Annotated in this window: 24 protein-coding genes and 1 pseudogene; 15 read left to right on the forward strand and 10 right to left on the reverse strand. The window is 68.4% G+C overall.

Annotation, left to right across the window (positions count from 1 at the left end):
• Window positions 1–17 precede the first annotated feature (17 nt).
• From BM430_RS23615 to BM430_RS23630, 5 genes are all read left to right on the forward strand, one after another.
• Window positions 18–308: a co-chaperone GroES gene (locus BM430_RS23615; protein WP_093569689.1), complete on the forward strand. Its 291-nt coding sequence runs from the start codon at window positions 18–20 to the stop codon at window positions 306–308.
• Between the two features lie 31 nt (window positions 309–339).
• The gene (groL, locus tag BM430_RS23620; protein WP_093569690.1) at window positions 340–1962 is read left to right on the forward strand and encodes a chaperonin GroEL; all 1623 of its coding nucleotides are present in this window, start codon (window positions 340–342) and stop codon (window positions 1960–1962) included.
• Between the two features lie 62 nt (window positions 1963–2024).
• On the forward strand, window positions 2025–2150 hold the full coding sequence (locus tag BM430_RS35590) for a hypothetical protein (RefSeq protein WP_280142288.1): 126 nt from the start codon (window positions 2025–2027) through the stop codon (window positions 2148–2150).
• A gap of 12 nt (window positions 2151–2162) precedes the next feature.
• On the forward strand, window positions 2163–3542 hold the full coding sequence (locus BM430_RS23625) for an FAD/NAD(P)-binding protein (RefSeq protein ID WP_093569691.1): 1380 nt from the start codon (window positions 2163–2165) through the stop codon (window positions 3540–3542).
• Between the two features lie 132 nt (window positions 3543–3674).
• On the forward strand, window positions 3675–4280 hold the full coding sequence (locus tag BM430_RS23630; RefSeq protein ID WP_093569692.1) for a TetR/AcrR family transcriptional regulator: 606 nt from the start codon (window positions 3675–3677) through the stop codon (window positions 4278–4280).
• Window positions 4281–4614: 334 nt separating this feature from the next.
• Here BM430_RS23630 and BM430_RS23635 read toward each other — a convergent pair whose 3' ends face one another.
• The 6 genes from BM430_RS23635 to BM430_RS34190 form a co-directional block, all read right to left on the reverse strand.
• The gene (locus tag BM430_RS23635) at window positions 4615–4893 is read right to left on the reverse strand and encodes a PqqD family peptide modification chaperone (RefSeq protein ID WP_093569693.1); all 279 of its coding nucleotides are present in this window, start codon (window positions 4891–4893) and stop codon (window positions 4615–4617) included.
• 20 nt (window positions 4894–4913) lie between these two features.
• Window positions 4914–5489 carry a GNAT family N-acetyltransferase gene (locus BM430_RS23640; protein ID WP_093569694.1) on the reverse strand — a complete coding sequence of 192 codons (576 nt, stop codon included), beginning with the start codon at window positions 5487–5489 and terminating at the stop codon, window positions 4914–4916.
• Between the two features lie 156 nt (window positions 5490–5645).
• On the reverse strand, window positions 5646–6200 hold the full coding sequence (locus BM430_RS23645; RefSeq protein ID WP_093569695.1) for a phage tail protein: 555 nt from the start codon (window positions 6198–6200) through the stop codon (window positions 5646–5648).
• A gap of 15 nt (window positions 6201–6215) precedes the next feature.
• Window positions 6216–6746, reverse strand: a complete 531-nt coding sequence (locus tag BM430_RS23650) for a phage tail protein (RefSeq protein WP_093569696.1) — start codon at window positions 6744–6746, stop codon at window positions 6216–6218.
• A gap of 28 nt (window positions 6747–6774) precedes the next feature.
• Entirely contained in the window at window positions 6775–7326 is a 552-nt protein-coding gene (locus BM430_RS23655) for a phage tail protein (protein ID WP_177303151.1), read from the reverse strand.
• 191 nt (window positions 7327–7517) lie between these two features.
• Window positions 7518–7781 (reverse strand): hypothetical protein, encoded by a 264-nt coding sequence (locus BM430_RS34190; protein ID WP_143132110.1) that lies wholly within the window; start codon window positions 7779–7781, stop codon window positions 7518–7520.
• Between the two features lie 688 nt (window positions 7782–8469).
• Here BM430_RS34190 and BM430_RS23660 point away from each other — a divergent pair.
• The gene (locus BM430_RS23660; RefSeq protein ID WP_244539638.1) at window positions 8470–10356 is read left to right on the forward strand and encodes an asparagine synthase-related protein; all 1887 of its coding nucleotides are present in this window, start codon (window positions 8470–8472) and stop codon (window positions 10354–10356) included.
• A gap of 68 nt (window positions 10357–10424) precedes the next feature.
• Window positions 10425–11333 carry an aspartyl/asparaginyl beta-hydroxylase gene (locus BM430_RS23665; RefSeq protein WP_143132111.1) on the forward strand — a complete coding sequence of 303 codons (909 nt, stop codon included), beginning with the start codon at window positions 10425–10427 and terminating at the stop codon, window positions 11331–11333.
• Here BM430_RS23665 and BM430_RS34195 read toward each other — a convergent pair.
• The 4 genes and pseudogenes from BM430_RS34195 to BM430_RS23685 all read right to left on the reverse strand — a co-directional run bounded on the left by BM430_RS34195 (window position 11278) and on the right by BM430_RS23685 (window position 14762).
• Entirely contained in the window at window positions 11278–11931 is a 654-nt protein-coding gene (locus BM430_RS34195) for a 2OG-Fe(II) oxygenase family protein (RefSeq protein ID WP_177303153.1), read from the reverse strand. The two genes, BM430_RS23665 and BM430_RS34195, sit on opposite strands and share 56 nt — an antisense overlap.
• A gap of 20 nt (window positions 11932–11951) precedes the next feature.
• Window positions 11952–12866: a phosphoenolpyruvate carboxykinase (ATP) gene (locus BM430_RS23670; RefSeq protein WP_177303154.1), complete on the reverse strand. Its 915-nt coding sequence runs from the start codon at window positions 12864–12866 to the stop codon at window positions 11952–11954.
• 321 nt (window positions 12867–13187) lie between these two features.
• A pseudogene (locus BM430_RS23680) lies at window positions 13188–13552 on the reverse strand (thiolase domain-containing protein); the annotation flags it as partial.
• A gap of 313 nt (window positions 13553–13865) precedes the next feature.
• Complete coding sequence (locus tag BM430_RS23685; RefSeq protein ID WP_177303155.1) at window positions 13866–14762, reverse strand: HpcH/HpaI aldolase/citrate lyase family protein; 897 nt, start codon at window positions 14760–14762, stop codon at window positions 13866–13868.
• Between the two features lie 258 nt (window positions 14763–15020).
• Between BM430_RS23685 and BM430_RS23690 the strand changes: the two genes are divergently transcribed.
• From BM430_RS23690 to BM430_RS23725, 8 genes are all read left to right on the forward strand, one after another.
• Window positions 15021–15560 (forward strand): MarR family winged helix-turn-helix transcriptional regulator, encoded by a 540-nt coding sequence (locus BM430_RS23690; RefSeq protein ID WP_177303156.1) that lies wholly within the window; start codon window positions 15021–15023, stop codon window positions 15558–15560.
• A 240-nt stretch (window positions 15561–15800) separates the two neighbouring features.
• A complete protein-coding gene (locus BM430_RS23695) occupies window positions 15801–16322 on the forward strand; it encodes a flavin reductase family protein (protein WP_093569704.1) in 522 nt (173 codons plus the stop codon).
• Window positions 16323–16428: 106 nt separating this feature from the next.
• Window positions 16429–17901 (forward strand): 4-hydroxyphenylacetate 3-hydroxylase family protein, encoded by a 1473-nt coding sequence (locus BM430_RS23700; protein ID WP_244539636.1) that lies wholly within the window; start codon window positions 16429–16431, stop codon window positions 17899–17901.
• Window positions 17902–17939: 38 nt separating this feature from the next.
• On the forward strand, window positions 17940–18320 hold the full coding sequence (locus BM430_RS23705) for a cupin domain-containing protein (protein WP_093569705.1): 381 nt from the start codon (window positions 17940–17942) through the stop codon (window positions 18318–18320).
• A gap of 61 nt (window positions 18321–18381) precedes the next feature.
• Entirely contained in the window at window positions 18382–19254 is an 873-nt protein-coding gene (locus BM430_RS23710; RefSeq protein WP_093569706.1) for a branched-chain amino acid ABC transporter permease, read from the forward strand.
• The gene (locus BM430_RS23715; RefSeq protein ID WP_093569707.1) at window positions 19255–20151 is read left to right on the forward strand and encodes a branched-chain amino acid ABC transporter permease; all 897 of its coding nucleotides are present in this window, start codon (window positions 19255–19257) and stop codon (window positions 20149–20151) included.
• The gene (locus BM430_RS23720; RefSeq protein WP_093569708.1) at window positions 20148–20903 is read left to right on the forward strand and encodes an ABC transporter ATP-binding protein; all 756 of its coding nucleotides are present in this window, start codon (window positions 20148–20150) and stop codon (window positions 20901–20903) included. Before BM430_RS23715 ends, BM430_RS23720 begins: the two co-directional genes overlap by 4 nt.
• Entirely contained in the window at window positions 20903–21643 is a 741-nt protein-coding gene (locus tag BM430_RS23725; protein WP_093569709.1) for an ABC transporter ATP-binding protein, read from the forward strand. The genes BM430_RS23720 and BM430_RS23725 overlap by 1 nt, the downstream gene beginning before the upstream one ends.
• The last annotated feature ends 37 nt before the right edge of the window (window positions 21644–21680 follow it).

Raw genomic sequence — 21680 nt, forward strand, 5'->3', positions numbered from 1 at the left:
ACCAGGAGGCTTCCCCGATGGCCTTTCGGCCCTTGCATGACCGCGTGCTGCTGCGCCGCCTCGACACCGAGGCGACCACCAAGGGCGGCATCATCATCCCCGACACCGCGAAGGAGAAGCCGCAGGAGGGCGAGATCGTCGCCGTCGGCCCCGGCCCCCGGGACGACCACGGCACCCCGACGCCCCTCGACGTGAAGGCCGGCGACCGGGTGCTGTTCGGCAAGTGGTCCGGCACCGAGGTCAAGATCGACGGCGAAGACCTCTTGATCCTCAAGGAAGCCGACATCCTCGGCGTGATCGCGGCTTGATCCCCGGACAATCGAGAAGGACGGAAATCCCATGGCTGCCAAGGACGTGAAGTTCTCGTCCGATGCCCGCGAGCGCCTGCTGCGCGGCGTCGACATCCTGGCCGACGCGGTCAAGGTCACGCTCGGCCCGAAGGGCCGCAACGTCGTGATCGAGAAGAGTTTCGGAGCGCCCCGGATCACCAAGGACGGCGTCACCGTCGCCAAGGAGATCGAGCTGGAGGACCGGTTCGAGAATCTCGGCGCCCAGCTCCTGCGCGAGGTCGCCGCGAAGACCAACGACATCGCCGGCGACGGCACCACCACCGCGACCGTGCTGGCCCAGGCCATCGTCAAGGAGGGTGCGAAGGCGGTCGCCGCCAACTTCAATCCCCTCGACCTCAAGCGCGGCATCGACCTCGCGGTGGCGGCGGCGGTGCAGGACCTGGCCGGCCGCGCCCGCAAGGTGACGGCGTCGGACGCCATCGCGCAGGTCGGCACCATCTCGGCCAACGGCGACGCCGAGATCGGCCGGCTGATCGCCCAGGCCGTCGAGAAGGTCGGCAAGGAAGGCGTCATCACGGTCGAGGAGGCGCGCACCGCCGAGACCGAGCTCGACGTGGTCGAGGGCCTGCAATTCGACCGCGGCTACCTCTCGCCGTACTTCGTGACCAACGCCGAGAAGCTGACCGTCGAGCTCGACGAGCCCTATATCCTGATCCACGAGAAGAAGCTCTCGTCGCTCCAGCCGCTGCTGCCGGTGCTGGAGGCCGTGGTCCAGTCGGGCCGGCCGCTCCTCATCATCGCCGAGGACATCGAGGGCGAGGCGCTGGCGACCCTCGTCGTCAACAAGCTGCGCGGCGGCCTGAAGGTCGCGGCCGTCAAGGCGCCGGGCTTCGGCGACCGCCGCAAGGCGATCCTCGAGGACATCGCGATCCTGACCAAGGGCCAGACGATCTCGGAAGAGCTCGGCATCAAGCTCGAGAGCGTGACGCTGGCCGAGCTCGGCCGCGCCAAACGGGTGCGGATCGACAAGGAGAGCACCACGATCGTCGACGGCGCCGGCGAGGCGTCCGAGATCGCCTCCCGCGTCGCCCAGATCAAGGGGCAGATCGAGGAGACCACCTCCGACTACGACCGCGAGAAGCTGCAGGAGCGCCTGGCGAAGCTCGCCGGCGGCGTCGCGGTGCTGCGGGTCGGCGGCGCCACCGAGGTGGAGGTCAAGGAGCGCAAGGACCGGGTCGACGACGCCCTGAACGCCACCCGGGCGGCGATCGAGGAGGGCATCGTGCCGGGCGGCGGCACCGCGCTCTTGCGCGCCCGCGGCGCGGTCGCGGCGCTCCAGGGCGGCAACCCGGACGTGACGGCCGGCATCAAGATCGTCCTGAAGGCGCTCGAAGCGCCGATCCGCCAGATCGCCGCCAATGCCGGGGTCGAGGGCTCGATCGTGGTCGCGAAGGTGGGCGAGAGCGAGTCCGACACCTACGGCTTCGACGCGCAAGGAGAGACCTATCTCGACCTGATCGAGGCGGGCATCGTCGACCCGGTGAAGGTGGTGCGCACGGCGCTCCAGGACGCGGCCTCGGTGGCGGGCCTGCTCGTCACGACGGAAGCGCTCGTCGCCGACCGGCCGAAGGACAAGGCCGCCTCGCCGCCCCCCGCCGTCCCGGACTTCTGACCCTTCGCCGCGCCCCCTCCCCCGGGGGCGCCACCTCCCCGTTCGTCGCGCGAGGACACCTCATGCCGCAACTCCCCGATCCGGCCGTGCCGTTCCATCCCTCCGAACCGAGCCCCGGCCTCGTCGTCGTCGTGCTCTGCGCCGTGCTGATCCTGGCCGCCTTCGCATTCCTGCTGCGCACCGCCTGACGGATCGTTTCGATGAACCCGGTCATCGCCGTCGTCGGCGCCGGCTTCAGCGGCAGCATGGCGGCGCTCCACCTCCTCTCCGCCCTGCCCCGGTCCTGGTCGGTGCTGCTGTGCGAGAGGGCCGGCAGCTTCGGGCGCGGGCTCGCCTACGGCACCGAGGCGCCGGCCCACCTGCTCAACCTGCGCGCGGCCAACATGAGCGCCTATCCCGACCGGCCGGCGCATTTCTCGACCTGGCTCGGCGGAGTGCCGGAGGACGAGCGGGCGGGCGTCGCGGCGACGCCGGCCGGCACCTTCGCGCCCCGCGCGCTCTACGGCCGCTACCTGGGCGAGTTGCTCACGCAGGCGGTCGTGGCCGAGGGCGTGCCGCGGCTCCACCTCGTCCACGACGCGGTCATCGATCTCGTTCCGGTGGCGGGCGGCTACTCCTTGCGCACCGAGGGCGGCGCCTCCTACGCGGTGGCCGGCGTTGTGCTCGCCATGGGTAACCTGACGGGCCCAGGCGCGCCGCCGAGCCGCCACCGGCTCGATCCGTGGCGGCCCGAAAAATTCGGCCGGCTGCACCCGGACCGGCCGGTGCTCGTCGTCGGGACCGGCCTCACCATGGTCGACGCGGTCGCCTCCCTGCGCGGCCGGGGCTTTTCCGGCCGGATCGTCGCCCTGTCGCGGCGCGGCCTCGTGCCGAACGTCCACGCGCCGACGACACCCTGGCCGGTCCCCGATCTCACGGCTGCCGATCTCGGGTCCCTGACCCGGCTGACCCGTCGGATCCGGGCCGAGATCGCTGCGGCGGCGCGGGCCGGGCACGACTGGCGCGACGTAATCGACGCGCTCCGGCCGATCATCGGCTATCTCTGGCGCAGCCTGCCGGCGCCCGAGCGGGCGCGCTTCCTGCGCCATCTGCGGCCGTTCTGGGACGTGCATCGCCACCGCACCGCCCCGCCGGCCGCCGAGGCGATCGCCAGGGAGATCGCCGCCGGCAGCCTCGACGTGCGGGCCGGGCGCATCCTCGCCATCGCGGACGATCCCGGCGAGGCGGTCGTGACGATCCGGCCGCGGGGCGGCGTCACGGACGAGATCCTGGCGGTGCAGGGGATCGTCGACGCCACCGGAATCGGGCGCATCGACGAGACCGACGACCCGCTGCTGCGCCGCCTCATCGTGCGCGGCCTCGCGCGGCCGGACCCGTTCGGGCTCGGCCTCGCGGCCGGCGACGATTACCGCCTGCGCGCCGGGCGGGCGGAGCGGCTCTGGACGCTGGGCCCGCTCCTGCGCGGCACGCTCTGGGAATGCGTGGCGGTGCCGGACATCCGCAGCCAGGCCGCCGAGGTCGCCGCCCTCGTCGCGGCGGAGGTCGCTTGCCTCGACCGCAGGGTCGGACTCCCGGCGTGACGTGGCGGGGAGCCGGAAGCGAATCCGTGCGGGGCGTGTCTCGCGTCTTGGCGACGGCGAGTTCGTGCCGGTTTTAGTGATCACTATTTCATAGCCTTGACCACGACGGTCGGGCATCTTTTAGTGATCGCTATGAAACAGGATGCGAAAGCGCGCGGCGGGCGGCCGTGGAGTTTCGACCGGGACGCCGCGATCGATACTGCGATGCTGCTGTTCTGGCGCCACGGCTACGAGGGGGTCTCGATCGGCGACCTGACGAAGGCGATCGGGATCGCCCCCCCGAGCCTCTACGCCGCCTTCGGCAGCAAGGCGGACCTCTACCGGCGGGCGGTGGAGCGCTACGAAGAGACCCGGGGGCGTCTGGACCTGGCGGCGATCCGCTCGGCGCCGTCGTTGCCGGAGGCGGTGCGCGTGCTGCTCACCGGGGCCGTAGCCGCCGTGACCGAGCGACGGGACGAGAGAGGCTGCATGATCTCGAGCGGCCTCGTCGCCTGTCATCCCGATCACGCCGACCTGGCCCGCGACGCCGCCGCGCGGCGGGAGGCCCTGCGCGGGAGGATCGTGCAGGCCTTGTCTCCTCACGCTCAGGGCGAGCGGTTGGAGAAGCTGGCCCGGCATCTGGCCGCACTCATGCAGGGCCTCTCGATCCAGGCGCGCGACGGCGTGGCGCCGTCGGAGCTCTCCGACATCGTCGAGGAGGTCGTCGCCGGCATCGCGGCGCGCTTGCCGGGGGGTTGAGGGCGCTGCGCGGGACGGCGGTGGGGCGACGCGGATCGAGCCGGGAGCACGGGGACGGACCGGCTTCAACCGCTCCGGTTTCGTCGGAGGCAGGTTGTCGGGAAGCAGGTTTCTCGGGTCGCGCAACCAAGGCTTGATCGCCGACACGGGCATGATCGCGGGCTTCGGCGGGAGGAACGTTGTCGGTCGGCGCGAGCAGGCGGCGATCGGAGCCTGCTGGAAGCCCGGGGCGGTTCGAGCCTGTTCCGATGCCGCTTGACGAACAAGCCGATCCGGCCGCCACCGGCGGGCGGCAGGAGCACCGACCCGGAATGCGCCGGCATGGCGCGTCCGGTTACGGTTTGATGCGCACCAGACCCTTGTCGGCCATCGTCGTGACGAAGGTCGTCACGTCACGGGCGATGGTGGCAGCCTCCGCGTCGTAATCCTGCGCCAGGGCCGCACACAGCGTGCCGAAACCGATGCCGTCCCCGATCCGGTTCCAGATGTCGGTGCCGATGGCGTCCAGGTTGAAATACTTTCCGGATTCCACGTCCATCATCACCAGTTCCCCGTCGATCTCGCTGGTCAGCGGATCGGGGGAACGGGAGAGGCGGGATTCGGGGGTGAGCATGGGGATGTCCGGACGGTAGGTTACCCAACGGAGCCTAGCATCGGCGCGCCGGGCTGGGCCAGCCCGTTGGAGTCCCCCGGATGGCTCAGCGTCAGCCGCGACGGGCTGCGTCCGGTTTCCCGGAAGCCCAGGCGGCGATAGAGGGATCGCGCACGCTGGTTGAGCGGGTCGACGGCGAGCGTCACGATCCTGCCGCCGGCGGCGGCCTGACCGATCAGTGCCGTCAACAGGGCGGTGCCGAAACCCCGGCCGCGAACGGCAGGCGTCAGGCTGATGTCGATGACATGGAGCGCCGCCGGCGCGGCATCGACGTAGAGCCGGCCCACCGGATCGCGGCCGCGCCGGATCAGCAGGAAGGCGGCGGCGGGGAAGCGGCCGATCCAGTCGCGGTGCTGCGCCGCGAATTGCTGGTCGCAGAAGGTCCGCACGAAGCCCGCATCCCAGCCGGTCGCCGCCATCTCGTCCTCGCGGGTCGAGCGGTAGAGGCGATGGAGGAACGGCAGGTCGGCGGGCCGGCACGGCGTGAGCGTGAGCCCCGGGGCGGAGGGCGGCGCGAACCCCGCCGGCGGCGGCGGAAAGGGCGGCAGCGTCGTCATGGACGTGACTCGGCGGACAAGGTGGACTCGACCGGTTCCGCCGCCATGGGCCCGGCGACGGGATCCTCGGCGGCGGAACCGGCCCTCGTGATGAAGCCGGGTGGCGAGACGGGGTGGGACGATCCCGTTCCGCCCCGGACCTTTCCCGATCCGATGTCAGTTCTGAACCGGGAAAGTCCCGATCGCGCAGATGCAGAAGTTGAAGATGACGAAAGGCGACAGGTTGGGGTGTGGCTGCCCGCTGCCAGCGGGTGCCAGTGTCGCCGGATTCATGGGGACCTTGGTCGGACCGGTCATCGCCGGGACGTAGGTGCGAATGTTGTAGTCGTTGTGGTCCACCGGCGAGTTGTAGCGAGGGAAGAGCATCAGCGCCGCGTTGGACGGCGCGGCCAGGCGAGTGGTGTTGCCCTGGGTTTGCAGGTTGTGATTGTGCGACGGAAGCTGGCCCTCGTCCAAGGTGACCGCGGCCTTTCCGGTCTTCTGGTTCACGGGGTTGGGCGCCGTCCCGACGCCGTTCGACCCGAGAACGGCCTGGCCGCGCAGGTCGGGAACCTTGAACGTCTGAAAGCCGTCGCCGCCATAGACGCTGCCGATGACGGCAGCGAGGGCCTGGTATTGCTGCACGTTGTATTGCGTTCCGTCGCACAGCAGCCAGTCAGCCGGCGTGAACGTATACGGGAAAGCGCGGATCTCTCCGACGAAGGCGTCCATGATGATCCCCCTGATTCAGTTCTGTTGCGGGAAGAGGCCGGACAGGCTGATGATGTAGCGGATGGCCGTGCTGGGCATGGTGTTCTCATGCGGCGCCGCGGATCCGACAAAGCCGACCGCGTCGGTGGCCATCGCGATCGTCGCCTGGGTCGATGCGTAGGTGACGTACATGCTGAAGTCGTCGCCGGGATCGGCCAGCATCGCGCCTGCCGGACTGGTCGTCGAAGCGGGCTTCAAGCTCGCCATCAGGGAATGGTCATGGTTCGGCATCTGCGTCAGCGCGATGGTCGCCGTGCTGCTTCCCCCGGTCCCGGCCAAGGCATAGTTCTGGCCGCCGGTGAGTTGGCCCGCGCCCACCGGGATGCGGCCCATGAGATTCGGCAGGCCGAAGGTCGTCCGGCCGTCGCCGCCATAGAGGGTGCCGAGGAGCGTGAAGAGCGCCTGGTTGTTGTTGATCGGCAGCGTGCTGCCGTCGCAGTCATGCCAGTTGGCAGGGGTGACCCGGCCCGCGAACAGGCGAATTTCACCGATGAAAGAATCAACCATCGTCAGGTTCCTGTCTTGAGTTCGCCGGTCACTGGCGGGGCGGATAGATGCCGGAGTTGCAGATGGCGTAGACCTGCACCAGGTAGGGCTGGCGGTTCTCGTGCGCCTGACCTCCGCCCGTCTCGGTGACGGCGAAACTGTTCAGGCCGACATTGTTGTTCTGATTGGAGCCGTAGATCGGCGGCACCGCGGGCGGAGGGGCCGGAACGTTGGGGGGAAGGATAGGCGCCGCGAAATAGGCACCCGAAGCGGAGCCGACCGGGGTCCCTGTCGAGGCCGCGTCCACCATATGGATGTGGGGGGGCATCTGTGCCGCCGTCAGGGTGACCGTTTCCGTGCCGCCCTTGTTGCCGACCTGGGGCGGGAAAGAGTTGGTCGGATCGTAGGCACCGACGATGGTGCAGCCGTTGAGGTTCGGCAGATTGAAACTGACGCTATCGCCGCCGAACCGAACTCCTAGAAGGGAGTATAGAGCTGCATACTGTCTGATATTCATGGCTTGCCCGTTGCAGGGGAGCCACTCCTTCGGAATTTTCGAATAGGGAAAAAGGCGAATCTCGCCAAGAAAGGCGTCCGTCACGATGTTTCTCCTTGCATAAAATCAGGAGGAAGGCGCGATTTTGCCGATTCGCATTAGCCCGCCCCTGATTCAATCGATAATCCAAGAAATATTGCCAAGTCAATAAGGCCATACACACTGCGATTATCATATTTAGAAGATTATCGCTCTAACAAAATTCTTGTTGACTTAAGAAAATAAAATCGAACCATTTAGCCGAGAATCACTTCTGGGTAATGAATCGGCATGATCTGACAAATGCCGGCCATGGCGGCGATGTCGATTCGGAAGGCTTGGCTGTCTGCGAACTTCGCGCTTTGGCGAGCAATGCAGCGGGGAGGCGCGTTGCGCTGCGTCTGCCGGCGGCGGCGACGGCCTGCAGAACAGGCCACGCCGGACGGCGCAGTCCCACCTGCCGTCTCGACCGACCCACCCGGAGTCCGTTCGACTTCGAGGTTCGACTTGCAGGCCGGCATGGAAACCCGCCTCGTCATTTCCGGGCTGCGCAGCGGAAACTGGGATTCGGAACCGCCGGACGTTCAGAGGCAAGCGGAACAGACTTCGCCTCTTTCGACATCACCCGATCGCCTGGATAGCGGGCCCCGGTGCGTGGCATTGCAATGACCAAGATGGTGAGAACCTTGCGATATCTCATGTAATGACCTCTTGACAAATTCTTGAGTCGTCGATTCATAGCAAACACATGCGATATCATGACTATGACAGCCATGCGATCTTGCGTTTAGAGCTTGAACTGTCAGCACTCGACCGAGCGTAATCGCACCATTTTTTAGGATAAGCGAACCTCGATATGATCGATTCAGACAGGAAAATCCACAACGGTCTTCACCATTGCATTCGCGCGCAATTCATGCTCAGTGTCCGGCAGTCCATCAAGCCGGCGAAACTGAGTGGCCGGGCGCATATCGTTAAGGAATGCGTGTGGCCCTCAGCCGAAGATGCCGCCCTGTTCAAGATATGGAGGTTCTTGTGGACGAAGAGAATCGTCAAGATCCGGTGGCAGTATCAGTACCGGGCAAGCGGGCTTGGGCATCTCCCAAGATCGAAGAAGCTTCCATCGAGGCGCTGACACTGACTGGAGGGACCAGCGGCTTAGCGGACACCAGTAGCTCCCGACCCAAAGCCGGCTCGTAACCACAGATGATGCTCCTGAGATGCGGCGGAGATGACGGACTGCCCTTGGACGCCAGGCTCGGACTTGGCCGTCACCCATGGGCGCGCGCGGCCGCGTTGAGAAATTTCGAAATCTGCTTTCAGTCAGAGCGATCAGGCGACGCTTCATCGGGGGGTCGCTCCCCGGAGGGGACGCCGTCTTGCTTCGTCGATGGCCAGTTCCAAAATAGGGCCGAGCTGGCGCAAGCCCTTGGCCTGGACGAGTCCTGCGTGGACGCCGACATCGCCGATCATCTCCTGTCGAAATCGGGTGAGGACGGGCTTGCCCGGTTGAACGGGGATTTCGCCCTTGCCCACTGGCAAGGGGATGCCGAACGGCTGCTGCTGGCCACCGACCCCATGGGGCAGCGCAGCCTGTTCTTCACCCGTGTGGGACGGGGGCTGATCGTTGCTTCGACCGTCGATGCCTTGTTGAGCTGTCCCGGAGTGGACCGCGTCCCGGACCCGGATGTTTTGGTCTACTTCCTGTTGCGGCGGGAGGATCTGGCCGGCACCCGTACCGCCTGGAAGAATATCACGATGCTGCCGCCGGGCCATCTGCTCATCTGGCGCGACGGCAATGTGCAGATCCGGCCCTATTACTCGTTCGTGCCGGCCCGGATCCTGAAATTCCGGGACGACCGGGAGGCGGTCGAGGCTGGCCGTGAGGTTCTGGATCGGGCGGTGGCCCGGCTGCTGCCCAAGGATGGTTGCGTTCTCAGTACCCTGTCGGGTGGATTGGATTCCAGCGCCGTGACGGCGACGGCGGCCAGGCTGCATCACGGCCCGATCCATACCGTCACGATCCGCCACGACCCGACGGCGATACTGCCCGATCTCGGCGGCAAAGGGTTCTACGATGATTGGGAACGGGTTCAGCCCGTCCTCAGCCGATACCCCAACCTGATCGGCCATGCCGTCGATGCGACTTTGTCAGGCCCGGAGGAAGAAGGGGCCGGCGGCCGCTACCTGCCGCGGGACTGGCCGATCCAATGGCTGTTCATGCATGCGTGGATGTTCGGCTCCCTTGAGCGCAAGGCCCATGAACTCGGGGCGTCCGTCGTCCTGACCGGCGTGTTCGGGAATCATACGTTCAGTTACGCGGGCGAGTTCGTGCCGGCCGACCAGCTCAAGAATGGGGATCTGCTGGGATTGATGGCCAACCTGCGCAAGCGGGGCTCCACCTACCAGCCGTATACGTGGGCCGAATTCAAGGGATCGGCACTCGCCCCCTTGCTGTCGGCGGAGATGCGATGCCGCATCCGGCGGTTGCGGGGACGCCCCGTCGATGGATGGCGCTCCTTCACTCCGCTCAATCCACGAAAGCGAGACCAGATCGGCCCGGATTCTCTCGCGGAGGCTTTGCCTTACCGCACCGGTTCGCCCGACCTCGACCGGCAACTCACTGCCCTGGATCATGCCCGCTATCGCAGAGCCCGCCGCACTTACCGCACAGCGCGGTATCCATGGAGCGAGCGCAACCCCTTCTGCGACACGGATCTCATGGCATTCTTCCTGGCCCTGCCCCGAACCCAGTATTTTCGGGACGGTGTCCACCGCAGCATCGCCCGGCGAATTCTCGCCGACCGTCTGCCCGCCTCCATTTCGAACGAGTCGGTGGTCGGCAGGATAGGCGGGGAATGGTTCACCTGGATGAACCGGCGGCGAGACTGGATCGGGTCGGAACTGGAGCGCCTCGAGCGATCCCCCATGGCCCGCGAGATCCTGGATCTGCCCCGCATGCGCGCCCTGTTCGAGGATTGGCCGGCCAGCGTGGAGGAAGCCCAGCGGGGCGACCGACACATCTACCTTCAAAATACCCTGGGCAACGGGCTGCGGGTCGGGCAATTCATCCTGATGCAGGAAGGGCGGAATTGACTCCCGCTTCCAGTATGGCAATCCGAGTTCCTTTCGAGGCCGTGCCGGACCGGGACGGCGGTTTTTTCTTGATCGGCGAGGTCTCTCCCGACGCGCCATTGCTGCAGCGGTTTCCCCAACTGCCGGCGGACCGGGACCTCTTCTGGTCCAACCTGGCTCGGTCGCGCATCCGCGATTACGCGCCGGTCGGACCGATCCTGCCGCTGGAACTGGTGATTTTCCATGTCACGCGCTGCGGATCGACGCTGGTCAGCCGTATGCTCGACTGTCTGGGGAGTTGCCAGATCTATAACGAGCCGCGAGTCATGCTCCGCCTATGCGGGCCGATATGGCATCTCGCCCCTTCCGTCATGCGGCAGGCGGCGCTGGAGGGGATCCTGGCCGGGTTGGGGCAGAAGCTGACAATTCAGGCCACGGCGCTGGTCGTGAAGATGGCTCTTTTCCAGTGGCTAAGCCTTCCCCTGCTGGAGACCTGCCGCCCCGGCCTGCCGAAGCTGATGATCATCCGCGACCCGCTGGAGGTCCTGGTTTCCAACATCCTGGAGCCACCGCATTGGGCCGGGACCAAGGGCTCGCCGACGGCACCGCTGGCCAGCGGCATCGCCCTGTCCACCCAGGCGGGACTGTCCGAGCAGGAGTACGTCGCCCGCTGCCTGGGCAGGGCCATGGCCGCCCTGGCCGACGCGATCGAGGGCGCGCCCGCCGATTGGATCATCATCGACCATGCCGAGCTGCCCGGCGCCATCCACGACCGTCTGCTGCCCCGGCTGGGGATCGTGCCGACGGGGGCAGAGCGGGCGGCCATGGAGGCACAGGCCCGCCTCTATTCCAAGCGCCGGGATGACGCTGCCGTCTATCGTCCCGATACGGATCGCAAACAGGCGGCCGCCACCCCGGAGATGCGCGCGCTCTGCGCCCGCTTCATGGCGGGGCCACATGCGCGCCTGCGGGCCCTCCACACGGCCCAGCCGGGCTAGCGGGATCAGCGGAAGTCAGGGCGCGCGAACCAGGCGACCATCGACCATCGTACCCCCTGGAATATCGGCCTGACCCCGATGCAGGACAGTGGCCGGGACGATCACCGCCTGGCCGCGCGCGCGGCACCTGGAACGGCTGGCCGGTCGCGTTCAGATGCAGATCGCCGCCCTTGCAACCCTCCGGATCGGACAGAAGGACGGAGATCGTCAGCTTGCGCCGGCCCATGGCACCGGCCCCGCCGCGATCGACGTGCCAGCCGTAATGGCCCCCGTCACTGGCGGCATACTCGCCCAGCTGCGGCGTCTGGGGCGGACCGTCCAGGTCGAAGCCGAAATGGTCGGCATTGATCCGCGCCACCGTTCGCGCAAGCCGCTCCCAGAGCCAGCCGGATTCGGCATCCTCCTTCACGAACAGCACGCGCGTGCTGCGGACCTCCACATCAAGTCGCGCCTCGCCGATCTTCGCCTGCTGCCCCCGCATCTGCCCCAGACGTGCTTCAAGCCGGGCGCATTCGTCGGCAGTCAGGAAATCCTGAATGAGATGAAAATGCGCCGGGTAGCTGCGCGGCCGCGATTCGGTTGTGTCCGGCAAGTCCATGGAAGACACCTCGGTCGACATCACAAGGGCATAGCCGTGTCTACCAGCCCTTCGACTTCATCGCACAAGCAGTTCAGCATGTCGAGATTGTCGGGGCGGCGCAAAACTATCACCGGCATCTCGCGCGAGAGGGCAATCGTCCAGTCGAAACCGGCCCGTCCCCGGTTCAGCAGCCGCCCCTCCTTGGCGCGGTACAGGAAATGCTGCAGGAGTGCCGCCGCCTGCATCGGGGTCGTCCGCACGACGTCCGGCGCCGTCAGGGCTGGGGCTCGCCTGAGAATGACCGTCAGCACCAGCGGCAGCGGCGTCTCCCGGAACTGATCCGGGAACGGCCGGTGGAACTTGTCCACGTCCGGCAGGACCCGCAGCGTCTCGGGCGTCTCATCGCCGTGCAGGCGGGCGCTGTCGGCCCACAGCTTGATGGCGGGATATCCCGGATGGACCAGGGCCGGATTCGTCTCGATCACCGCCTGATCGTCGGTCACGAGCCCATGGCCCCGGGCCAGCAGCGCCCGGGCCAGCGTGGATTTGCCGACGCCGGAATTCCCGACCAGCGCCACGGCCCGCACCCCGATGGCGATCACGCAGGCATGCAGCGGCGGACGGTCCCGCAGGTGCAGCAGCCAGGCCATGGCCGGCCCCATCAAGCAGGTATGCATCCCGGCACCGCTCATGTCTGCCGGCACGTCGGCCAGGATGGAGCTGCCGTCGGCGATCAGGAAGCGCGCCCCCGTTCCGGACAGCCACAGGCCGCTGCCATCCTGATAGACGGTCAATCCCCGGCTCTCCCCCAGCACGGGCAGATCAGGCGTGCGCACCACCCCGAAACGGATGGTTACATCGACGGGACGGTCCTCGTCCGGCTCCGGCCGCAACAGAGGCAGGGGACGTTCGGAGATGATTGTAAGACCATATAATCTGTAGTGGAACCACATTCCGTTTCGGCTCGGGCAAGAAGAGGACATCGACACCGCCCTGACGAAGGGTAAAGGCAAGACGTCGGAATTTCCAGCGCCGGAAGCGTTCCGGCGAGGGAGCCGGTTCCAAGCCCCCCGGATCAGGCTGCCGCGAGCCGCCCCGGGTTTCCCGGAGGCTCCAACTTCTGAGAGGATGGAGCCAGGTCCAGGTCTTCTCGCCCCAGACGATCCAGATCGCGCCGGGCCGGCGGCGGGCCGCCTTGCGCATGCGATGCGCGAGGCTCATCACCCGGCGCGAGACCGGGGCGACGCCTCCCTTGGGAGCATGAGGAGCGGCGGTTACTTGCGGCGCTCCAGGATCGAGACGTAGTTGGCGACGGCCGCGCCGCCCATGTTGAAGACGCCCGCGAGCGCCGCACCCGGGACCTGCATGGCGCGGCCTCGCCGGTGAGCTGCAGGAAGGCCATGACGTGCTGGGACACGCCGGTCGCCCCGATCGGATGCCCCCGCGACGTGAGGCCGCCGGACGGGTTGACCGGGAGCCGGCCGCCCATCTCGGCGATGCCCTCGCGCACCACCCGGTAGCCCTCGCCGGGCGCGGCGAGGCCCATCGCCTCGTACTCGATCAGCTCGGCGACCGTGAAGCAGTCATGGGTCTCGACGATGTCGAGGTCGTCGAGGCTGATCCCGGCCGCCGCCCGCGCCTTGTCCCCGGCGAGGCGCGCGCCCTGGACCCGAGCTGGCTCGTGGGGACAATCTGCATCTCGAAGCGGCCGTTGGTCGATGCGCATGAAGCAGATAAAACCCGCATCGTCACGCCAATGACGTGATAATTTACTAAAAATATCACGTCGAAGCCTGCTTGATCGAAACTTCCGATTTCCATCCGATCGCGCCGGACTGCCTTTCCCAACGTCCACGAAGGCACCGGCGCCTTGAACATAGCGGACCTTCCGGTGCCATCGGTTCGGCTGCAGCCGGCACCTGCTCGCGTTCGGGAGGCGGCGGACCAGGCTGCTACGACTCGGATGCGGGTGACCCCACGCCCAGCACGGCGGCCCGGTCGAGCAGCCGGAGGGCCGCCTTGTAGGACGGCACCTCGATGCGGTGGCCGTCGAGTTCCGCCAGGGTGCGGCCCTCGGCCCGGGCCTGCTCGAACACCGAGATCAAGCGCCGGGCCGCCGTCATCTGATCCTCGGAAGGGGTCAGCCGGGCGCTGACATGGGCGACCTGGGCGGGATCGACCAGCGCCTTCGCCTTGAACCCGCGGGTGATCGCGAAGTCGAGATCGCGGTCGATGTCCTCGCGGCGGGAGAAGGTGTAGGGACAGTCGATCGCCAGAACCCCGGCGGCGACGCACTCGAACAGGAACCGCGCCCGGGCATAGGCCAGTTCCTCGGAGCCCGGACTCCGGCCGACCCCGAGATCGGCGGCCATGTCCTCGCTCGCCATCAGCATCGCGGTCACCCGCGAACTGGCCTCGGCGAGGGTGGTGATGCGCACCAGGGCCGCCGCGGTCTCGACGTTCGGCACGATCTCGGTCGCGCCGACGGCGAGTCCGAGGTCGCGCTCGTGCCGGGTGATCGCCCGGTCGAGGGTGGCGACCTGCTCGGGACCGGCCGTCTTGGCGAGCAGGATCACCCCGATTCCAGCCTGCATCGCGGCGGCGAGGTCGTCGTGCCCGACATGTTCGAGCGGATTGATGCGGACCGCCGGGATCACGCCGGCCTCGCGGCACAGGTCGGCAGTCCGGCGGCACAGCAGGCGGGCCTGGCGCTTGAGCTGCGGCGGCGTGAAGTCCTCGAGATCCTGGATCAGCACGTCCGGCCGGGCCTCGGCGGCCCGGCGCAGGGCGGCCTCGTCGGACCCTGCCGCGAAGATCCAGGTTCTGCGGGCTGCGATCGGTCGCGGCATGTCGGCTAGCCTTTCCATGACGGTGCGTCCCGGGCTCGGCCGGTCGCGGAAGGAGGCCCGGAACACGGGCGGATGTCGGCCCCGGGGCACCGTCGATCCGTCGATACGGGCCATGTTGTCCGAACCCGCGCCTGTATACCGGTCAACGCCGCGCAAGGACGTTGCGCCCCGGCGATGCCTGCCCCGAGCCCGGGACGATTGACAGGTACAGGCGATGACGCGACCTCAGGCCCGGCGACGCCGCGCCGGGGAGCCTTCGTGTCCGCTTACACCGTCTCCAAGCCCGAGCTGATGCCGGGTCAGAACGACATCGAATTCCGCGCCTTCATCCAGAACTTCCTGGCCTTCAGCGCCCGCGTGGCCCAGTGCCGGGCCGGATTCGGATCGCGCATCGGCCTGTCGGGCGTCGCCTACACGACCTTGATCTCGATCGCCCATCTGGAGGAGGATGACGGGGTCGGCGTCAGCCAGCTCGCCGAGCACCTTCACCTGTCGGGCGCCTTCGTGACGATCGAGGTCAACAAGCTCGTCACCGAAGGTCTGGTGGCGAAGCGCCGCCACGAGCGCGACCGGCGCCGGGTGCTGCTGAGTCTCACCGACGAGGGCCGCCGCCGCCTCGCCGGCCTGCGCCCGGTCCTCGCTCCCGTGAACGACGCTCTGTTCGGCTGCCTGAGCGCCGAGGAATTCCGGTTCCTCGCCGACCTGATGGGCCGCCTGGTGCCGTGCGGAGACGACGCCACCGCGCTCCTGGAGGCGCTGGCCGACCAGAGCGCGAGCGAGGGCCCGTTGGCCGGATAGCGGATCTTCCGACCGGGCGGCCGCCGGTCGCGCAAAGAAAATATTGCCAAAACAGATACTTAGAATAGCGCCCGATCGCAACGTGATCGGGCGCTGCCCGAGCCGCGCCGGCACTCGCCCGGGGAACCGCGCCGGCCTCGGGGTGCCGCGCCCAATCCGCGGGCAGAATCAGCCGAAAGAATGGGCTTGCCTGATTCCCGGAGATAGCTTTGTATCAAAGCTATCTCGCGGAGACGGGCGATGGCCTTCGATCAGCGCGCATTCCGGTCTGCCTTGTCGCAATTCGCCACCGGCGTCGCGGTCATCACGGCGCGCGGCGGCGGTGGCGGTGCGATCGGGCTCACGATGAGTTCGTTCAACTCGGTCTCGCTCGACCCGCCGCTGATCCTGTTCAGCGTCGACCGCCGGGCGCACAGCCTGCCGTCGATGCGGCAGGCGGCGGGCTACGCCGTCAACATCCTCAGCCGGTCGCAGGAAGCACTGTCGAACCAGTTCGCCCGCTCGCTGAGCGACAAGTGGAGCGCGGTCGAGCACACGATCGGCCACGCCGAGGCGCCGCTGCTCACCGGGGCGCTGGCGCATTTCGAGTGCGAGCCCTTCGCCCGCCACGACGGCGGCGACCATGAGATCTTCCTCGGCCGCGTCGTGCGCTTCACGGCCGGCGGCAACGACCTGCCGCTCGTGTTCTTCCGCGGCCGCTATCACGGCGTCTGTACGGGCGACGACCGTGCGCCCGAGTGGCCCCTGCCGATCCATTACTGAGTCGGGCCGGAAGCCAAGCCCCGCCTCGTTTCAACAGGTCTTGCTTCGACAAGTCTACCGCCGAAGCGGCAGCGCTCCGGCCAATCGTTCCGGGAAGGAAACCATCATGAAGACCGGAAGCCAGCACGTCGCCTCGCTGAAGGACCGGCGGGCCCTCTATATCGACGGCCAGCGGGTCGAGGACGCGACCCGTCACCCGGCCTTCGCCCGCACGATCGCCTCGGTCGGACGCCTGTTCGACTTCGCCAGCGATCCCGCGCAGGCCGAGCTGATGAGCTTCGTCACGCCGGAGGGCGGGCGCGCCAACCGCATCTGGCAATTGCCGGAATCCTACGGCGACCTCGTCGCCCGCCGGCAGGGCCTCGAGGCCTGGACCGCCCTGCATGCCGGCTTCCTCGGTCGCGCCCCGGACCACGTCGCCTCCTGCATCGCCGGGATGGTCATGGGGCTCGACGTGTTCGAGGAATACGACCGCGACCGGGCCCGGGCGCTGGCCGACTACTACACCTATGCCCGCGACAACGACCTCTATCTCACCTACGTCATCATCAACCCGCAGGCCGACCGCTCGAAGAGCGCCGCGCAGCAGAAGGACGCCTTCCTGACCGCGGGCGTGGTCGACCAGGACGCCGCCGGCATCACGGTGCGCGGCGCCAAGATGCTCGCCACCGGCGGCATCATGGCCAACGAGGTGCTGGTCACCTGCATCCAGCCGCTCCAGGCGGGCGACGAGCCCTACGCCCTGTCCTTCGCCGTCCCGATGGACACGCCCGGGCTGAAGATCCTGTCGCGCAAGTCCTACGAGGCGGCGGCGGCTCACGTCTTCGACAACCCGCTGTCGAGCCGCTTCGACGAGAACGACGCCGTCCTGTACTTCGACGACGTCAAGGTGTCCTGGGACCGGGTGTTCGTGTTCAAGAACATCGCGATGTGCCAGAAGCAGTTCCACGCGACGCCGGCCCACGTCTACCAGAACTATCAGGCGATGATCCGCCTGTCGGTGAAGGTGCGCTTCCTCATCGGTCTCGCCCATCGCACCGCCGAGATGAACGGCATCCTCGCCTTCCCGCAGGTGCGCGAGACCCTGGGGCAGCTCGCCGCCGAGGGCGGCATGATCGACGCGCTGGTGGCGGCGATGGAGGCCAAGGGCACGCAGCGGGGGGCCTACTTCGTCCCCGACCGCCACACCCTCTACGCGGCGCAGACCCTCACCCAGCAGCTCTACCCGAAGATCCTCAACACCCTGCGCGAGCTGGCCGGCGGCGGCATGATCATGCTGCCGTCCTCGGTCGAGGACTTCGCCAACCCCGACATCGCCGCGCTCATCGAGAAGACGCAGCAATCGCCGGCGGCGAAAGCCGAGGATCGGGTCAAGTTCTACAAGCTGGCCTGGGACGCGGTCGGCTCGGAATTCGCCTCGCGCCACCAGCAATACGAGATGTTCTACGCCGGCGCGACCTTCGTGACCAAGGGCCACTCGTTCCGCACCTACGACTGGGCGGCGGCGGGCGCGCTCGTGAGCGGGATGCTCGGCAGCTACGACCTCGACCGCGAGTTGCAGGCCGCCCGCGCCGCATGACTTTCGCGCTTCCGCATCGTTCCACCAGGAGATGAGCCGTGGCCATCAACAAGCTGCATGACGAGTTCCGGGCCGTCGACATGAACGAGGGCTGGGAAGTGCCGCCGGGCTATCCGGCTGGCATCCAGCAGAAGATCCTGTCGGGCGCCCTCGACGAGGTGGCCAAAAGCGGGAGCCGCAGCCGGCTTCTGCGCTTCGCGCCCGGCGTGTTCACCACCGCGCCCTTCGTCCACGAATACTGGGAGGAGGTCTTCCTGGTCTCCGGCGACCTGACGGTCGGCAACGACGAGCAGGGCAACGGCGGCGAGGCGTTCAAGCCCTTCACCTATGCCTGCCGGCCCCCGGGTGCCTTCCATGGCCCGTTCAAGTCCGAGGGCGGCTGCATCCTGTTCGAGCTTCACTACTTCGATCCGGTCTGAGCCGCCCGACAATGACCGCCCCTCCGTCCCCCGCCGGTCCCGAGCCGAAGGTCCGACCCGCATGATCGCCCAGCAACTCGTCAACGGCCTGATGCTCGGCGCGATCTACGTCCTGGTGGCGGTCTCGTTCACGCTGTCGATCGGCATCCTGAACTTCCTCAACTTCTCGATCCCGGGCCTGTTCATGGTCGGCGGGATGGCGACCTGGATCCTGATCGGCAAGGGCCTGCACTGGAGCCTCGCGATCCTGGGGGCGGTCGCGGCGGCGGGGCTGGTGGCGCTCGCCGTCGAGCGGCTGTCCTACCGCCGCAGCCGGGCGCGCGAGCCCGAGGTGCCCCTCGTCAGCTCCCTCGGCTTCCTGGTCCTCCTGGAGAACCTCGCCCTGGTCGGTGCCGGGTCCGACCAGCAGGCCTTCCCGGCGCTGGTGCCGGATTTCAACCTGCGCTTCGCCGGCCTCGTCGTCGGCGGCGCCCAGCTCGTCAGCCTCGCGGTCGCCCTGGCGCTCGTCCTGGCGATCTCCCTGGTCTTGTCGCGCACCAGCCTCGGCCGGCAGGTCCGCAGCATCGCCGAGAACCGCGAGACCGCGGTGATCCTCGGCATCGATGTCGGGCGGCTGGTGCCGGCGATCTTCGTCCTCAGCGCGGTGTTCACGGCGCTCGGGGGCGTCTTGTTCGCCCTCAACTACCTCCAGGTGTCGCCGTTCATGGGCGAGGGCGTCGGCTTCAAGGGCGTCGCCGCGATGATCCTCGGCGGCATGGGCAGCATCTGGGGCGCCGTCGTCGGCGGCCTGCTGATCGGCCTGACCGAGGTCCTGTCGATCACCTATCTGGGCGCCGACGTCGTCAACGTCAGCGTCTACGGCCTGCTGCTCGCCGTGATGGTGCTGCGCCCGCAGGGCCTGTTCGGCCGTCCTCCGGCTCGGGAGAAGCTGTAAATGACCGGCTACCAGTCCGGCCTTCTGGTCATCCTCTGCTTCAACGTGATCGCGGCCTACGCGGTCTACCTGCCGATGGCCGCCGGCCAGCTCAACCTCGGCGTCGCCGGCTTCATGGCGACCGGGGCCTACGCGGCCGCCTACCTCACCAACGAGGCCGGCTGGCCGATGGGCGCGGCGGTTCCGGCGGGCGGCGCCTGCGCCGGCCTGCTCGCGCTCCTCGTCGCGGTGCCGATCCTGCGCACCCAAGGGATCTACCTCGCGCTCGCGACCTTCGCCTTCGGGCAGGTGATTGCCGCGATCTTCCTCAACCTCGAGGTCGTCGGCGGCGCCGCCGGCTACCCGGTCACGGCCTATGCCGGGCCCGGGGCCGTGTTCGCCGCGACCGCCGCGGTTCTCGCCGCGGTGCTGCTGCTCTCGCGCACCCGCTTCGCCCTCTATCTCACGGCGATCAAGAGCGACCCGGTCGTGACCGACCTGATGGGCGTCGACGTCCGGGCGATCCAGGTCGGCGCCCTCACCCTCGGGGCCGTGGTCGGCGGGCTCGGCGGCGGGCTCTACGGCCACCATTTCAGCTTCGTCGAGGCGCAGCACTTCAACGTCGCGCTGAGCATCTTCACGGTGCTGTACGTCCTGCTCGGCGGGGTCCAGACCGTGTGGGGGCCGCTCGTCGGCGCCGCCTTCTTCACCCTGCTGCCCGAGGTGCTGCGGGTCGGCGGCGGCTGGCGCTACGTCCTGTTCGCCCTCCTCATCATCGGCTTCATGGCCCTGCGGCCGCAGGGGCTGGTGACCGCAGGCGCCCGCTGGCCGGCGCGCCTGCTGCGCCGCGCCCCTTCGCGCGCGCGCGAACGCCCGGCCGCCGAGACGCGCCTGAGCACGGAGGCCTCCGGATCATGACCGCGCTGCTCGCCATCGAGCATCTCTCGAGCGCCTTCGGCGGCCTCCAGGTGTTGCAGGATCTCAGCTTCACCGTGCCCAAGGGCCCGGCGACGGCGCTGATCGGCCCCAACGGCGCCGGCAAGACCACGGTGTTCAACCTCGTGAGCGGCGTCTACCGGCCGACCGGCGGGCGCATCCTGCTCGCCGGGCACGACATCACCGCCCTGCCCTCGCGCCGGCGCATCCGGCACGGCATCGCGCGCAGCTTCCAGAACGTCCGGCTGATGGACCACCTCTCGGTGGTGGAGAACCTGCTCGTCGGCCAGCACGCCACCACCCGCGGCCTGCGCGACCTCCTGGTGCCGTTCCGCCTCGTCCCCAACCACCGCTGGCGCCGCGAGGCGATCGACGCCCTCGCCGAGGCGGGCCTCGCGGCCTACGCCGACGCGGCGGTCGGGGCGCTGCCCTACGGCATCCGCAAGCGGGTCGACCTCGTGCGCGCCACCCTCGCGGGGGCGTCGCTGCTGATGCTCGACGAGCCGGCCGCGGGCCTCAACCCGACCGAGACCAACGCCCTGCGCGACCACCTCGCCCTGCTGCGCCGCCGCGGCGTCACCTTGCTCATCGTCGAGCACGACATGCCGTTCGTCGGCGAGGTCTGCGAGCACGTCGTGGTGCTCGATTTCGGCCAGAAGCTCGCCGAGGGCACGCTGGCGCAGGTGCAGCGCGACGAGCGGGTGCGCGCGGCCTATCTGGGGCAGGAGGCCTGATGCGCACTCTCCTCGACATCGCCGGGCTCTCGGTCGCCTACGGCCACGTCACCGCCCTGCAGGACCTGTCGCTCGCCGTGCCCGAGGGCGGGATCGTCGCGCTGCTCGGGGCCAACGGGGCCGGCAAGACCAGCCTGCTCAAGGCCGTCGCCGGGGTGGTGCGCCCCCGCAGCGGGCGGGTGGTCTTCGACGGCCGCGACATCACCGCCGCTTCCGTCCCGGCCCGGCTGGCCGGCGGCCTCGTGCTGGTGCCGGAGGGGCGCCGGATCCTGGTCTCGCTGACCATCGAGGAGAACCTCCTGGTCGGCGCCCATCTCCGGCGCGATCCCGACGGCGTGCGGCGCGACATCGCGGCGATCTACGAGCGGTTCCCGAATCTCGGCCGCCGCCGCCACATGGCGGCGTCCTGCCTCTCGGGCGGCGAGCAGCAGATGCTCGCGGTCGGCCGGGCGATGATCGCCCGGCCCCGGCTGCTGATGCTCGACGAGCCGTCGCTCGGCCTGTCGCCGCTGTTCATCGGCCACCTGTTCGCGCTGATCCGCGAGCTCAACCGCGACGGGATCACGATCCTGCTCGTCGAGCAGAACACCGCCCAGGCCCTCGCCGTGGCCCACAAGGCCGCCGTGCTGGAGCTGGGGCGGATCGTGATGGCGGGCGACCCGGCGCAGCTCGCCGGCGATCCACGCCTGGCGGAAGCCTATCTCGGCCGCGCCGCCGGCGAGCCGGCCGCCCTGCACTGAGGCACGGACACGAGTTCAGCCGACGCAAGTCAACCAA

This window comes from Methylobacterium sp. 174MFSha1.1 (assembly GCF_900116815.1).
Classification (GTDB): Bacteria; Pseudomonadota; Alphaproteobacteria; order Rhizobiales; family Beijerinckiaceae; genus Methylobacterium.

Bases quoted from the DNA above. Each gene is read 5' to 3' on its own strand.
- BM430_RS23645 (WP_093569695.1), bottom strand. From the start codon at position 6,200: ATGGACGCCTTCGTCGGAGAGATCCGCGCTTTCCCGTATACGTTCACG.
- BM430_RS23640 (WP_093569694.1), bottom strand. From the start codon at position 5,489: ATGACGACGCTGCCGCCCTTTCCGCCGCCGCCGGCGGGGTTCGCGCCG.
- BM430_RS23635 (WP_093569693.1), bottom strand. From the start codon at position 4,893: ATGCTCACCCCCGAATCCCGCCTCTCCCGTTCCCCCGATCCGCTGACC.
- BM430_RS23710 (WP_093569706.1), top strand. From the start codon at position 18,382: ATGATCGCCCAGCAACTCGTCAACGGCCTGATGCTCGGCGCGATCTAC.
- BM430_RS23630 (WP_093569692.1), top strand. From the start codon at position 3,675: ATGAAACAGGATGCGAAAGCGCGCGGCGGGCGGCCGTGGAGTTTCGAC.
- BM430_RS34195 (WP_177303153.1), bottom strand. From the start codon at position 11,931: ATGGACTTGCCGGACACAACCGAATCGCGGCCGCGCAGCTACCCGGCG.
- BM430_RS23650 (WP_093569696.1), bottom strand. From the start codon at position 6,746: ATGGTTGATTCTTTCATCGGTGAAATTCGCCTGTTCGCGGGCCGGGTC.
- BM430_RS23660 (WP_244539638.1), top strand. From the start codon at position 8,470: ATGCTCCTGAGATGCGGCGGAGATGACGGACTGCCCTTGGACGCCAGG.
- BM430_RS23725 (WP_093569709.1), top strand. From the start codon at position 20,903: ATGCGCACTCTCCTCGACATCGCCGGGCTCTCGGTCGCCTACGGCCAC.
- BM430_RS23715 (WP_093569707.1), top strand. From the start codon at position 19,255: ATGACCGGCTACCAGTCCGGCCTTCTGGTCATCCTCTGCTTCAACGTG.
- BM430_RS23720 (WP_093569708.1), top strand. From the start codon at position 20,148: ATGACCGCGCTGCTCGCCATCGAGCATCTCTCGAGCGCCTTCGGCGGC.
- BM430_RS23670 (WP_177303154.1), bottom strand. From the start codon at position 12,866: ATGTGGTTCCACTACAGATTATATGGTCTTACAATCATCTCCGAACGT.
- BM430_RS23700 (WP_244539636.1), top strand. From the start codon at position 16,429: ATGAAGACCGGAAGCCAGCACGTCGCCTCGCTGAAGGACCGGCGGGCC.
- BM430_RS23695 (WP_093569704.1), top strand. From the start codon at position 15,801: ATGGCCTTCGATCAGCGCGCATTCCGGTCTGCCTTGTCGCAATTCGCC.
- BM430_RS23615 (WP_093569689.1), top strand. From the start codon at position 18: ATGGCCTTTCGGCCCTTGCATGACCGCGTGCTGCTGCGCCGCCTCGAC.
- BM430_RS23625 (WP_093569691.1), top strand. From the start codon at position 2,163: ATGAACCCGGTCATCGCCGTCGTCGGCGCCGGCTTCAGCGGCAGCATG.
- BM430_RS34190 (WP_143132110.1), bottom strand. From the start codon at position 7,781: ATGCCGGCCTGCAAGTCGAACCTCGAAGTCGAACGGACTCCGGGTGGG.
- groL (WP_093569690.1), top strand. From the start codon at position 340: ATGGCTGCCAAGGACGTGAAGTTCTCGTCCGATGCCCGCGAGCGCCTG.
- BM430_RS23685 (WP_177303155.1), bottom strand. From the start codon at position 14,762: ATGCCGCGACCGATCGCAGCCCGCAGAACCTGGATCTTCGCGGCAGGG.
- BM430_RS35590 (WP_280142288.1), top strand. From the start codon at position 2,025: ATGCCGCAACTCCCCGATCCGGCCGTGCCGTTCCATCCCTCCGAACCG.